Origin of the sequence: Catellatospora methionotrophica (assembly GCF_011297335.1) — a bacterium.
Lineage (GTDB): Bacteria > Actinomycetota > Actinomycetes > Mycobacteriales > Micromonosporaceae > Catellatospora > Catellatospora methionotrophica.
This window is the reverse complement of the sequence record NZ_JAAOTJ010000034.1, coordinates 36,258-49,752: the sequence shown is the minus strand read 5'-3', so window position 1 is coordinate 49,752 and position 13,495 is coordinate 36,258. Positions and strand designations below refer to the sequence as shown.

Genomic DNA, 13,495 nt, shown 5'->3' with positions numbered 1-13,495 from the left:
GGGGTGGGAGGGGCGGGGCGGGGCGGGCGGGGTGTTAGGCGACGATGACGTTTAGGCCGGCTTCGCGGAAGGAGGCGACGGCGGCGGGGTCGGCGTTGGAGTCGGTGACCAGGGTTTCTATGCGCTCGACGGGGCAGATGCGGGCGAACGCGTGGCTGCCCAGTTTGGAGGAGTCGGCGATGATGGCCACGCGCTTGGCGCGGGCGACCATGAGCGAGTTCATCGCCGCCTCGCCCTCGTGGTGGGCGGCCGCGCCGAGGGTCACGTCGATCGCGTTGACGCCGAGCAGCACCAGGTCGAGGGTGACCTCGCGCAGGATGCCGCCGCCGAGCGGGCCGACCAGCTCGAACGACTGCGGGCGGACCACGCCGCCGGTCACCACGATCTTCATCCGCGAGCGGACCAGCAGCTCGTTGGCGATGTTGAGCGCGTTGGTGACGACGGTGAGCTGCGCGCCCTCGGAGACAGAGTTCAACTCGGGGCGTACGGCCAGAGCGCGGGCCACCTCGGTGGTGGTGGTGCCGCCGTTGAGGCCGACCACCATGCCGGGCTGCACCAGCGCGGCCGCGGCGGTGCCGATGCGCTGCTTCTCGGCCGAGTGCTTGGCGGTCTTGTAACGCAGCGGCAGGTCGTACGAGACGCCGCTGGCGACCGCGCCGCCCCGGGTACGCGTGATCATCTGCTGCTGGGCGAGCTGGTCGAAGTCGCGGCGGATGGTGGCCTGCGAGACGTCGAGGCGCTCGGCGGCCTCCTCGACGGTCACCCGGCCGGAATCGGTCAGCAGTTCCAGCAGCGCGTTCCAGCGGGCGTACCGGTCCACCGAGCCTCCGTTTGCGCGATTTCTGAGCGGATGCGTGCACACTAGTGCGCGAAACCCGCCCATGCAACGCGATGTGCTGCGCGTATGTGACTCTTGAGTTGCCATCGCCCCAGGCGTCGCGCAGAATAGCGCGCGAAAACCCGTACTTTCGAGCCGTTACGCGCACGCCTGCTTGGAGGAGCCCGTCATGACGTACGTCGCCGAAGAGATCAACAGTCAGCCTGACCTCTGGCGACGGGCCGTGACGCAGGCCGCCGAGGCGACCGGGGCGCTCCCCCGGGGCGGCGAGCGCGTCGCCGTCGTCGGCTGCGGCACCTCCTGGTTCATGGCCATGGCGTACGCCGCGCTGCGCGAAGCCGCCGGGCAGGGCGAGACCGACGCCTTCGCCGGCAGCGAGTTCCCCGTCGACCGGCCCTACGACCGGATAGTCGCGATCACCCGGTCGGGCACCACCACCGAGGTCCTCGACATCCTGCGCAAAGCCGGTGACCGCAGCACGGTGCTCGTCGGCGACGTGGACACCCCGGCGGTGACCCTGGCCCGCGACGTGATCGCGCTGCCCTGGGCCGACGAGCGGTCCGTGGTGCAGACCCGCTTCGCCACCAGCGCGCTCACCCTGCTGCGCGCCTCCCTCGGCGAGGACCTGGCCAAGGCCGCCGACGACGCGCGGCGCGCACTCGACCTGCCGCTGCCGCTCGACCCGGCGACCATCGAGCAGGTCACCTTCGTCGGACGGGGCTGGACCAACGGCCTGGCGCAGGAGGCCGCGCTCAAGTGCCGCGAGGCGGCGACCTTCTGGACCGAGGCGTACCCGGCGATGGACTTCCGGCACGGCCCGATCTCCATCAGCACCACCGGCCGCGCGGTGTGGGCGTTCGGCGAGGTTCCGGCGGGCCTGCGCGAGGATGTCGAGGCGACCGGCGCGACGTTCGTCCACGACCCGGACATCGACCCGGTCGCGCACCTGATCGTGGCGCAGCGGTTCGCCGTCGCGCTGGCCGAGCACAAGGGCCTGAACCCGGACGAGCCCCGGCACCTGACCCGGTCGGTCGTCCTGTCATGACGCAGCCAGCAGCCATCCGCGCGCGCAGCGAGGAGGGGGCATGACCCCGCACCAGCCCGACGACGTCGTCGTCTCCATCGACGTGGGCGGCACCGGCATGAAGTGCGCCCTGGTCGACGTCGCCCACTCGGTACGCCACACCGAGCGCCACGCCACCGGCCGCGAGCGCGGGCCGCAGGCGGTGCTCGGCACCATCCTCGACGTGGCCGCCGGACTGGCCGCGACCGCCGCCGAGCGCGGCTGGCGGCCCGTCGCCGCGGGTGTGGTCGTGCCCGGCATCGTCGACGAGGCCAACGGCATCGCGACGTACTCCTCGAACATCGGTTTCCGGGACGTGCCGCTGCGCCGCGAGATCGTGGCGCGCACCGGCCTGCCCACCGCGGTCGGCCACGACGTACGGGCCAGCGGCCTGGCCGAGGCCCGGCTCGGCGCGGGCCGGGGCCGCAGGCAGGTGCTCGTGGTGCCGATCGGCACCGGCATCGCCGCCGCGCACGTCGTCGACGGCACCGTCATGGCGGGCGCGCACGGCGCGGCCGGGGAGATCGGCCACATCGTGGTACGCCCCGGCGGTCCGCTCTGCGGCTGCGGCCAGCGCGGCTGCATGGAGGCGCTGGCCTCGGCGAGCGCGGTCGAGCGCAGGTACGCCGAACTCGCCGGCAGCCCCGCCACCGCGGCGCAGGTCGCCGCGCGGCTCGGCACCGACGCGCACGCCGACCAGGTGTGGGCGGAGACCGTCGACGCGCTGGCCGACGGCCTGCTCACCGGCCAGGCACTGTACGACCCGGAACTGGTCGTCATCGGCGGCGGCCTGGCCGAGTCCGGCGAACGGCTGCTGGCCCCGCTGCGCGACGCGCTGGGTAAGAAGGTCACCTTCCACCGCGTGCCGGAGATCGTGCGCGCCGAACTCGGCGACGAGTCCGGCTGCCTCGGCGCGGCCCTGCTCGCCCTGAACCTGATCGAGGAGAGCGCATGAGCGAGCGGATCAGCGGGCGGATCGTCACGCCGGACGGCGTCGTTGAAGGAGCCCTGCACCTGGACGGTGACCGGATCGGCTCGGTCGAGCCGGGTCCGGCGGCGGACCGCTGGGTGCTGCCCGGCTTCGTGGACATCCACAATCACGGTGGCGGCGGGTTCACCTTCACCACCGGCGACGCCGCCCAGGCCCGGCAGGCGGCCGCGTTCCACCTGCGCCACGGCACGACCACGATGCTGGCGAGCCTGGTCTCGTCGCCGTTCGAGCTGATGCGCGACGCGGTGCTGGCGTACGCGCCACTGGTCGCCGAAGGCGTGCTGGCGGGGGTGCACTTCGAGGGGCCGTACCTGTCGCACGCACGCTGCGGCGCGCAGAACCCCGCGTTCCTGCGCGACCCGTCGCTGGACGAGCTGACCGAGATCCTCAAGCTGGCCGACGGCGCGCTGCGCATGGTCACCATCGCGCCGGAGCGGGCCGGTGCGATGGACGCGATCCGGCTACTGGTCGAGCACGGCACGGTCGCCGCGGTCGGGCACACCGACGGGTCGTACGCCGAGGTCATGGCCGCCGTCGAGGCGGGCGCGACGGTCGGCACACACCTGTTCAACGGCATGCGACCGGTGCACCACCGCGAGCCCGGCCCGATCGTCGCGCTGCTGGACTCCCCCACGGTCGTCTGCGAACTGGTCGCCGACGGCGTACACCTGCACGACGGCACCCTGGCCTACGTCGCGCACAGCGCGGGCACCGCCCGATCCGCGCTGATCACCGACGCGATGACCGCCGCCGGTATGCCCGACGGCGAGTACGACCTGGGCGGCCTGACCGTCACCGTCGCCGACCGGGTCGCCCGGCTGGCCGGCGGCAGTATCGCCGGCAGCACCCTGACCATGGACGCGGCGGTGCGCCAGGCGCTCGGTGCGGGCCTGTCGATCACCGACGTGGCGGCGATGGCCGCGACCACGCCCGCCCGCGCGATCGGCCTGGCCGACGACCTCGGCGCCCTGCGCCCCGGCCTGCGCGCCGACCTGGTCGAACTCGACGCCGAAGTGCGCGTCGTCCGTGTCATGAAGTCGGGAGAGTGGATCTGATGGCCCTGGTGTCCACCGGCAAGCTGGTCGCCGAGGCGGCCGCCGCCGGGACCGGCGTCGCCGCGTTCAACGTCATCACCCTGGAGCACGCCGAGGCGATCACCGCCGGTGCGGCCGCGGCGGGACGCCCGGTCATCCTGCAGATCAGCGAGAACGCGGTGAAGTTCCACGGCGGGCAGCTCGGCCCGATCACCGCCGCCGCCCGCGCCGTCGCCGAGCTGGCCTCGGTCGACGTCGCGCTGCACCTGGACCACGTCGAGTCGGCCGCCCTGCTGCACCAGGCACCCGAGCACGGCTTCTCGTCGGTCATGTTCGACGCCTCGACCCTGCCGTACGCCGAGAACGTGGCCGCGACCAGGGCAGCCGCCCGGTTCTGCCACGAGCACGGCCTGTGGCTGGAGAGCGAACTCGGCACCGTCGGCGGCAAGGACGGCGCACCGCCGCTCGGCGCGCACGCCCCCGGCGCGCGGACCGACCCGGCCGAGGCGGCCGCGTACGTCGCCGAGACCGGGGTGGACGCGCTCGCCGTGGCGGTCGGCTCCTCGCACGCGATGACCAGCCGTGATGCCGCCCTCGACCACGACCTGATCGCCGCCCTGCGGACGGCCGTCCCGGTCCCCCTGGTCCTGCACGGCTCGTCCGGTGTCGGCGACGCCGAGCTGCGCCGGGCCGTCACCGGCGGCCTCGTCAAAATCAACATCGGCACGGCGCTGAACATCGCCGCCACCGGCGCGGTCCGCGACGTCCTGTCCGGCGACGCGAAGCTCGTCGACCCGCGCAAGTATCTGCGCCCGGCCCGCGACGCGATGGCGGCGACGGTCCGGCATTTCCTCACCCTGCTGTAGACCGGTCCCACTGACAGGCGTGAACTGGTGGGCGTGACCCGACCCGCCCGCCCACCAGCCACGCCCGGACCGCCCGGCTCGCCCTGCCCTGCCGGGCCACCGCCGGACCCGCCCCGCTCGGCCTCCGACCCGGCCGGGCCACCGCCGGAGCCGGACGGCCGTCGGGCCCCCGCCGTGCACGAGCTGCGCGACGAGCGGCTGGACCGGGCCGGGGTGCGCGTGCTCCTGGTGCGCGACGACCTGGTGGACACCGCGCTGCCCGGCAACAAGTGGCGCAAGCTGAAGTACAACCTGCTGGCGGCACGCGAGCAGGGCTTCGGCACGCTGCTGAGCTTCGGCGGGGCGTACTCGAACCACCTGCGCGCGGTCGCGACAGCGGGACGCCGGTACGGGTTCCGGACCGTCGGGGTGGTGCGCGGGGAGGAGCACCTGCCCCTCAACCCCTCGCTGGCGTACGCCTCAGCCCAGGGCATGACCTTGACCTACCTCGACCGCGACACCTACCGCCGCAAACACACCCCGCAGGTCCTCGCCGAACTGGCTCGCACCTGGGGCGACTGCTACGTCATCCCCGAGGGCGGCAGCAACGCGCTCGCGGTGCGCGGCTGCGCCGAACTGCCCGGCGAGATCGCCGAGGACTTCGACGTGATCTGCTGCCCGGTCGGCACCGGCGGCACCCTCGCCGGGCTGGCCGCAGGCCTCGCCCCGGGCCGGACCGCGCTCGGCGTCGCCGTGCTCAAGGGCGCGGGCTTCCTGCTCGACGAGGTACGCGAACTCCAGCGCCAGGCCCTCGGCATGCCCACGGACAACTGGCGCATCGACCTCGACCACCACTACGGCGGCTACGCGAAACGCACCGTCGAGCTGGACGCCTTCGTCGCCGACTTCCACCACCGCCACGGCGTGGCCCTCGACCCGGTCTACACCGGCAAACTCCTCGCCGCCGTGTACGACCTCGCCGAGCAGGGACACTTCCCGCCCGGCATCCGCATCGCCGCCGTCGTCACCGGCTCCGCCGTCCGCTGATGCTCAGCCTTTGCGCCGGCTCACCGCGTACGCGAGCACGCCGGCGGCGAGCATGCCGGCCCCGGCCAGCACCGTCGGCTCGGGCAGGGTCATCGCGAGCACGACGCAGCCGATCAGCCCGAGCGCCGCCACCGCACGCAGGTGCTTGGCGCCGCCGAGCGTCCACGCGGCCGCATTGGTGATCGCGTAGTAGGTCAGCACCGCGACGCTGGAGAAGCCGATCGCGCCGCGTACGTCCGCGGCCAGCACGACCGCGATGATCACGGCGGCGACGGCCAGCTCTGCCAGCCACGGGGTCGCGTACCGCGGGTGCACCGCCGACAGCCGCTGCGGCAGGTCGCTGCGCCGGGCCATGGCCAGGATCGTCCTGCCGACGCCCGCCAGCAGGCTGAGCAGCACCCCGCACACCGCGACGCCCGCACCGATCCGCACGGCCGGGACGAGCCCCGGCATCCCGGACGCGGCGACCACGTCGGCCAGCGGCGCGCTCGACCGGGCCAGCCCCGGCAGGCCGAGCACGGACAGGCAGGTCAACGCGACGACAAGGTAGACGGCCAGCACCAGGCCCAGTGCCACCGGCACCGCTCGCGCAATGGTCCGGGCCGGATCACGGACCTCCTCGCCGAGCGTGGCGATGCGCGCGTACCCGGCGAACGCGAAGAACAGCAGACCCGCCGCACTGAACGGCCCTGCCGGGCCGACCGCCCCGGCCGGCGGCACCGCCGCGCCCCACAGGCCCACCCCCACGGCCCCGACCAGCACGAGCAGCGTGATCGCCACGAGTACCCGGGTCGCGACGGCCGTCTTGGTGACCCCGCGAATGTTGATCAGCGTCAGCACCACGACCGCGGCGACCGCCACCGGCCGGGCGTATCCGGGCCACAGGTAGTACCCGATGGTCAGCGCCATCGCGGCGCAGCTCGCCGTCTTGCCGATGACGAACGCCCAGCCCGCCAGGAACCCCGTGAACGCCCCGAGCTGCTCGCGCCCGTACACGTAGGTGCCGCCCGACTCCGGATACCGCGCCGCCAGCCGCGCCGACCCCGTCGCGTTGCACCCCGCCACCACCGCAGCGATCACCAGCGCCAGCAGCAGCGCCGAGCTCGTACCCGCAGCCTGCGCGGCAGGCCCCCACACCACGAACACGCCCGCGCCGAGCATCGCCCCGAGCCCGATGACCACGGCGTCCCCGAACCCCAACCGCCGCGCCAGCACCGAAATCACGCCCGAGGCTAGCCCGCCCCCCGCGCCGAAAGGAAGGGCACCTTCTTAACGCCCCCTCGGCAAGATCACTGTTTCGGGTCGAAAACTATGGCTGGACCACACCTTTCGACCCGAAACAGTGATCTTGCAACGGGGAGCCCGGTGTCAGCGCACCGGCGGCAGGATCGCGTCCCAGTCGACGCGGTGGATGAGCCGGTCCAGGAACAGGCCCAGGGCCAGCGCCGCCAGCCCGTCGGTGACCCAGTGGTGGGACAGGTACGTCGTCGTGCACAGCACGATCACCGGCGGCGCGACCCGCATCCAGCGCACCAGCGCCGGCGGCAGCCGCCACAGCCGCGAGGCCAGGATGACGATCACGCCCCACCACACGATCGCGTTCACCACGTGCCCGGACGGGTACGAGTTCGAGTACGCCACCGCCAGCGGATTGAACAGCTCGACCGCGTTCGGCAGGCCGCTGCTCGGCGCGTCCCGGTGCGTCCACAGCTTCAGCGGCCCGATGGTCAGGTACGTCAGCACGAACCCGGTGACCCCCGGCAGCAGCACCCGCGGGTCCCGGGTGCGCACCAGCAGCGTCACGGTCAGCGACCCGGTGATGAGCCACATCACCAGCCAGCCCTGCCCGAGGAAGTTCAGCGCCCGCGCGACGGCGTGCGCCCAACCCGGCTGGTGGTCCTGCACCCATTCGCGTACGCCCAGGTCCAGGCCATGGGTCACGCCGCGCGCCGCGAGCACCGTGAGCAGCGCGAGCACCGCCACCAGGGCGGCGTCCCACCACCAGCTGTCGAACCGGCTCAGCCGCCGCGTCGGAATCCGCACCGGCCCACTATGCCTGACCAGCCCGCCGAACCCGGCACGCTGCGCCACCTCACCACACGATCTCCACGTCGCCGCCCCGGACGCGAAACGGCCCGCCCGAGTGCGCGGGCGGGCCGTGACGCGGATTCGTCAGAGCAGGCCGCCGAGCTTCTTCGCGACCAGTTCCATCCGCACGCCCGAGTTCGGGCACCCACCGAAGTGGTGCAGGGCGATGACCTTGTTCGTACGCCGTGACAGCACCGGCGAGCCCGACGAGCCGCCCTCGGTGTCGCAGTAGTACGAGATGTCCGTGTCACCGGCGTACCCGTCATAGGAGTTGCTCTCCACCGCGCAGTTGCCCGCCCGGTCGCGGTCGCTGCTGATCGCCACCATCGCCGGAGCCCCGGCCGGGTGCTGCGGGATGTAGAGCTCCTCGCCCCTGTCCGGGCGGCGCAGGTCGAGGTCCAGGTAGCCGAACTTCTCGACCAGCGGGAAGTCGGTCACCGAGAACAGGCTGAAGTCGAGCGTGCGGTCAGTGGTGATCAGCTCGCTCAGCCATACCTTCGTCGGCCGGAACACGTCGTACCCGCCGCACTCGGCGCACTGGTAGTTGAACCACACCTCGACGTCGCTGGTCTGGTCCTTGCCGGCGACGCAATGGTTGTTGGTCAGCAGCAGGTTGCGCGGACCGACCCGCCAGGCGGTGCACAGCTCGACACCGCCGATCAGCATCCGGGCCACGGCCTTCGAGCGCCGGTAGACCACCGGGTCCGTGGTGCGGTAGCAGACCGCGTCGGCCTTCTGGTCGGAGCCGCAGATGGTCTCCTCCCGGCCGGTGCGCGCCGCGTCCCGCTTGGCCTGCTGGTACGACTCCGACGCGGCGGTCCGCTCGGGTTCGGTGTGCCCCCGGCTCACCTTGTCGATCACGACGCCCAGCCGCGCCACGGCGCCGCCGAGCCCGAGCAGGTCCAGGTTCGAGCTGTGCAGCTCGACCAGGGCGGTGTCCCCGGTGACCGACATCGCCCAGCGCCCGGCGCTGCCGAGCACCGAGCCGACCGCGTCGCCGTCGATCCGGTGCACCTCGGCGCGCTTCGGGTCGCTGACCGTCAGATAGTCGCCGGGCAGCAGCAGCAACTGCGAGAAGTGCACCTTGACGTACTCGGCCCCGGGGTAGCTCAGCGTCGCACTGCGGTCCGCGTCCAGGTAGCCGAGCACCGCGTGCGCGGCTTCGAGCCGCCCCGCCTCGGCCCGCCCGGTCTGGCGTACCGTCGCGTCCTTGCCCTTCGCCTCGACCGGGGCGAGCACCTCACCCGCGGCCGGGGACTGCGCGCCCTGCACCGCGGTGACCATCGACCGGGCGGCATCCGGACCGGCGGCGGGCGGGGCTCCCTCACCGAGCATGGCGGCTCCCGCGGCAGAGGTGAGCGCCAACACGGCAGAGATTCCCATCACCAGCGCGACCGTACGGCGCATGCGACCAGCCTCCTGAACGACTCCGGACAAGCTCCCTACGTGCAACGACGCAGCGCGGCAGCCGGTGCCTCGGCCGAAAAGAGGATTCGCGGCAGGTGTGGCCCAATCCGTAGGCTGTTCGCGTGCGGATCACCTCGGCCCTAGTCGACCCTGCCCTGATCGATCTACCCTGGTCCACCCCGCTGGAGGAGTGGCCCGCCGACCACCTGGTGGCACTGCCCCAGGGCATCTCGCGACACGTGGTCCGCTTCGTCAAACTCCAGGGCACCGTGTACGCGGTGAAGGAGACCCGCGAGAAGATCGCCGAGCGGGAGTACGACCTGCTGCGCGCGCTCGAACGGATCAGCGCGCCCTCGGTGGAAGCCGTCGCGATCGTCGCCGACCGGATCGCCGCCGACGGCGAGCACCTGGAACCCGTGCTGGTCACCCGGCACCTCAAGTTCTCCCTGCCGTACCGGGCGCTGTTCTCGCACACGCTGCGCCCCGACACCATGAACCGGCTGCTCGACGCGCTCGCCGCGCTGCTGGTGCGCATGCACCTGCTCGGCTTCTTCTGGGGTGACTGCTCGCTGTCCAACACCCTGTTCCGCCGCGACGCGGGCGCGTTCGCCGCGTACCTCGTCGACGCCGAGACCGGCCAGCTGCATCTGCGGCTGTCCCCCGGCCAGCGCGGCGAGGACCTGGAGATCGCGCGTACGAACATCTTCGGCGAGGCGCTGGACCTGCAGGCCGCGGGCTTCCTGCACGAGGGCATCGACCCCGAGCACGTCTCCGACGAGGTGGTGCGCCGCTACGAGACGCTCTGGCACGAGCTGACCCACGAGCAGGCCGTCGAAACCGACACCCGCCGCCAGATGGACAAGCGCATCCGCCGCCTCAACGAGCTGGGCTTCGACGTCGAGGAGGTGTCGATGTCGGTCGTCGAGGAGGGCGGCCACCGCAGCATCCTGCTCCGCCCGAAGGTCGTCGACGCCGGTCACCACACCCGCCGCCTACTTCGCCTGACCGGCCTCGACGCCGAGGAGAACCAGGCCCGCGCGCTGCTCAACGACCTCGACGCGTACCGGGCCGAGTCCGAGGACCTGCCCGACGAGGCCCAGGCCGCGCACCGCTGGCTGACCGAGGTCTTCGAACCGGTGATCCGCGCCGTCCCGCCGCACCTGCGCGGCAAGCTGGAGCCGCCGGAGCTGTTCGTGCAGATCATCGAGCACCGCTGGACGCTGAACGAGAACGCGGGCCGCGACCTCGGCCTCGCCCCCGCCGTCCAGTCCTTCCTCAACGACGTCCTCGTACACCGCCCCGACGAGCAGGCCGTCCTCGGCTACGACCCCGACGACGAACCCGACCCCGACCTCATCCCCGACGACGACATCATCGACGACGACGACCTGGAGCCGGACCCGTCCGCTCGCTGACCCCGCTTTTCATAGACGCTGGCCTATTACATCGAGTTTGATCTACAAATTCTCGATGTAATAGGCCAGCGTCTATAAAACTCGGGCGGGTGACCCGGCTGGGCGATCCGCAAAAGCGCAGGTAGCGTGGCCGGCCGGTCCGGACGCGCTGTTCTGCCGAGCGGTGTGTTACCCCGCCGGGCCGTGCGCAGCGAAAGGGTCGCGACGATGCGATCACGGACGCGCCTGGCCGCCCTCGCCAGGCTCACCGCCGAGCGTGCCGGGCCGGGCGCCCGCGCACGTGGCACGTCGGCTGCCCGGCCTTTGCCACGTGGCACGTCGGCTGCCCGGCGGCCTCTGCCGGGCTGGCTGCGTTCGCTGCTGGTGCTCGGCGTCGGCATCGCCGCCGCACTGACCGTCGCCACCCCCGGCAACGCCCAGGTCAGCGCGGACGCCGCGGCCACTCACATGATCCACACGCTGCCGACCGGCGACCTGGCCGCCGTGCCGGACGACTTCGCCGAGGTGATGGGCTACACCCCGGGCACCGCACGGCTGGCCGACGGCTCGCTGCGGGTGATCAACCCGAACGGCTCGTGCTCGGTGCCCGGTGAGGGCCGCCCGTTCGACTTCGCCGTAGCCTGCAAGGCCCACGACTTCGGCTACGACCTGCTGCGGTACGCGCAGCGGCGGGGCGCGCCCCTGGACCCGGCCGCCCGCGCCGAGATCGACCTGCTGCTCGACCACGACCTGCGGGTGCAGTGCGTGGCCGACTCGACCCCGGGCAGCTGCGACGCGACCGTGGCGCTGTTCGCCGCCGGGGTGGGCTTCAACTCGTGGCGTCAGGTCTCGGGGCCGCCGATCGACACGTCGGGCCTGCCCCGGACCGCGGGCCTGGTCCTGCTGACGCTCGCGGGCGGCGGTTGCCTGGTCACGGCGCGGGCGCGCCTGCTGCCTGCCCGACCGGGTCCGCGTCGTCGTCTGCCCCGTCTCCGGCGACCTGGCGCATCAGCCGGCTGAGTCCGTCCCGGCTGGCGACGACGGTGATCCGGTCGCGCGCGCCGAGCATCCGGGTCGGCGCGGGCCGCCACAGGGGGCGGGGCTCGCCGAACTCGGCCAGCGCGATGACGCGTACGCCACCGGGGATGTCGGCCATGGCCAGCCGCTGCCCGTCGAGTGCCGAACCGGTGCCGACCACCACCTCGGCCACGAGCAGCACCCGCCGCTCGACCGAGATCGTGCCGATCACCTCGCGTTCCATGAGCGCTTCCGCGAACGCCGGGGCGGCCAGGTAGGACACGCTCCTGGTGAACCGGATGCTGAACGTCTTGCGTACCCGGGCGGCCAGGTCGCCGTCGAACAGCCGGACCAGCACCCGCAGCCTCGGCTGTAGGTTCCGGCCGTGCAGCGCTGCCTCCAGGTTGATGACGTCGTTGCTGGCCAGGGTCATCAGCGCGCGGCAGGTCTGCACGTGGGCGGAGCGCAGTGTGCTCTCCCGGCTGGCGTCGCCGATGATCAGCGGCACGCCCAGCTCACGGGCCAGCGGCACGCCCCGCGCCTCCTCCTTGACGTCGATCGCGACGAGCGGAATGTCCCGGTCGTGCAGCAGCCGCAGCACGCGGGTGCCGACGTTGCCGAGGCCGACCAGTACGACATGGCCCTCCTCGGGCAGCCGCAGGCGGCCCTGCGCGACCGCGAGCCGCGCGTTGACCAGCCCTTCGACCACCATCGCGGTGATCAGCGGCACCAGGGCGAGCCCGGCGAGGGCCACGAGCAGCTGCAGCACCTGCTGCCAGCCGGGGATGTCCGCGTCGAGCTGCGGTCCGCCGAGCGCGTTGACGAGCGTGACGTACACGCCGTCCCAGAACGACGTGACGTCGGGCCGCGTACGCGCGAACGCGAAGCCCGCACCGACGAGGATCAGCAGCACCACCGCCACCGCGAGCCGGAACTGCCGCGAGATCAGGGTTTTCGCGGTGTCCACGACGGCGGGCAGCCGCCAGCGGCGGGCACCGCGGGTGACGCTGCGGGCCACGCTGCTCACCGTGTCGGCGACGCTGTCCGCGACCCCGCCACTCACCCGCGACTCGACCAGCACCAGATCGGCCCGGCCCATGTCGGCGGGCAGCAGGTCGGGCACGCCGCCGCCGGTGGTCGTGTCGACCAGCCCGCAGACCACGTCCTCCGGTGACACGTCCGTGCGGCGGGCCACCACCAGGGTGCGCCCGCTGACCGGCAGCGGGGCGGCGCTGACCTCGTCTAGCGCGATGGCGACCAGGGCGGGCGACGCGATCTCGGCGTCGGACAGCACCCGGGCGTTGCCGAGCAGCTCCTCGATGCCCCGGCCCAGGTGGGAGTTGTACATCCGGACCACCAGCCGCAGCCCCGGCGTCAGGTCCCGGGCCTGCAACGCGACGTGGATGTTGCCCACGTCGTCCTGCACGCACAGGGCCAGCCCGAGGGCGGTGTTCAGATCGGCCTTGGCCAGGGCGCGCTCGTCGATGCGGTCGGCGACCACGACCCGCACCCGGGGCAGCTCGGCGAAATCACGCGCGTCGCGGCGCTGGCCGGGCGTCATGAGCACCACCACGTCGACGCCGTAGCGCGTGGTCAGCTGCTCGGCGAGGCGGTAGGCCAGCCCGTCCGAGCCGTTGATGACGAAGTGGTTGTTGCGCGCACGGCGGAGGTTGGCCACGACCGAGGAGGGGGTCAGCACGCCCGGATGCTATCGACCGCGTACCACCCGTACCACCCCTGAGGGATCGCCGAACATGCCTTTCCCGCGACG

At 72.7% G+C, this 13,495-nt stretch carries 11 protein-coding genes and 1 pseudogene; 7 read left to right on the top strand and 5 right to left on the bottom strand.

From position 1 onward, the window contains the following. Positions 1 to 34 precede the first annotated feature (34 nt). Positions 35 to 820: a DeoR/GlpR family DNA-binding transcription regulator gene (locus HAV40_RS36130; RefSeq protein ID WP_166388806.1), complete on the bottom strand. Its 786-nt coding sequence runs from the start codon at positions 818 to 820 to the stop codon at positions 35 to 37. A 187-nt stretch (positions 821 to 1,007) separates the two neighbouring features. On the opposite strand from HAV40_RS36130, the gene HAV40_RS36125 reads away from it, so the two are divergent. Genes HAV40_RS36125 through HAV40_RS36105 form a run of 5 tightly spaced genes read left to right on the top strand, consistent with a single transcriptional unit; the run spans position 1,008 to position 5,818 of the window. Beyond that, positions 1,008 to 1,883 (top strand): SIS domain-containing protein, encoded by an 876-nt coding sequence (locus HAV40_RS36125; protein ID WP_166388805.1) that lies wholly within the window; start codon positions 1,008 to 1,010, stop codon positions 1,881 to 1,883. 40 nt (positions 1,884 to 1,923) lie between these two features. After that, on the top strand, positions 1,924 to 2,856 hold the full coding sequence (locus HAV40_RS36120) for an ROK family protein (protein ID WP_166388804.1): 933 nt from the start codon (positions 1,924 to 1,926) through the stop codon (positions 2,854 to 2,856). Beyond that, positions 2,853 to 3,947: an N-acetylglucosamine-6-phosphate deacetylase gene (gene nagA / locus HAV40_RS36115; RefSeq protein ID WP_166388803.1), complete on the top strand. Its 1,095-nt coding sequence runs from the start codon at positions 2,853 to 2,855 to the stop codon at positions 3,945 to 3,947. Before HAV40_RS36120 ends, nagA begins: the two co-directional genes overlap by 4 nt. Further along, entirely contained in the window at positions 3,947 to 4,792 is an 846-nt protein-coding gene (locus HAV40_RS36110) for a class II fructose-bisphosphate aldolase (protein WP_166388802.1), read from the top strand. Before nagA ends, HAV40_RS36110 begins: the two co-directional genes overlap by 1 nt. Positions 4,793 to 4,825: 33 nt before the next feature. Next, positions 4,826 to 5,818, top strand: coding sequence for a 1-aminocyclopropane-1-carboxylate deaminase/D-cysteine desulfhydrase (locus HAV40_RS36105; RefSeq protein WP_166388801.1), 993 nt, complete (start codon positions 4,826 to 4,828; stop codon positions 5,816 to 5,818). A 3-nt stretch (positions 5,819 to 5,821) separates the two neighbouring features. Here HAV40_RS36105 and HAV40_RS36100 read toward each other — a convergent pair whose 3' ends face one another. From HAV40_RS36100 to HAV40_RS36090, 3 genes are all read right to left on the bottom strand, one after another. Beyond that, on the bottom strand, positions 5,822 to 7,039 hold the full coding sequence (locus HAV40_RS36100; protein WP_166388808.1) for an APC family permease: 1,218 nt from the start codon (positions 7,037 to 7,039) through the stop codon (positions 5,822 to 5,824). Between the two features lie 147 nt (positions 7,040 to 7,186). After that, positions 7,187 to 7,861 (bottom strand): phosphatase PAP2 family protein, encoded by a 675-nt coding sequence (locus HAV40_RS36095; RefSeq protein ID WP_239086882.1) that lies wholly within the window; start codon positions 7,859 to 7,861, stop codon positions 7,187 to 7,189. Between the two features lie 129 nt (positions 7,862 to 7,990). After that, a complete protein-coding gene (locus HAV40_RS36090) occupies positions 7,991 to 9,241 on the bottom strand; it encodes a trypsin-like serine peptidase (protein ID WP_240935376.1) in 1,251 nt (416 codons plus the stop codon). 194 nt (positions 9,242 to 9,435) lie between these two features. Between HAV40_RS36090 and HAV40_RS36085 the strand changes: the two are divergent. After that, a pseudogene (locus HAV40_RS36085) lies at positions 9,436 to 10,641 on the top strand (DUF4032 domain-containing protein); the annotation flags it as partial. A 294-nt stretch (positions 10,642 to 10,935) separates the two neighbouring features. After that, complete coding sequence (locus HAV40_RS36080) at positions 10,936 to 11,727, top strand: phospholipase A2 (protein ID WP_166388798.1); 792 nt, start codon at positions 10,936 to 10,938, stop codon at positions 11,725 to 11,727. Here the strand turns inward: HAV40_RS36080 and HAV40_RS36075 are convergent. Further along, positions 11,639 to 13,423, bottom strand: a complete 1,785-nt coding sequence (locus tag HAV40_RS36075; protein WP_166388797.1) for an NAD-binding protein — start codon at positions 13,421 to 13,423, stop codon at positions 11,639 to 11,641. The two genes, HAV40_RS36080 and HAV40_RS36075, sit on opposite strands and share 89 nt — an antisense overlap. Between the last annotated feature and the right edge of the window lie 72 nt (positions 13,424 to 13,495).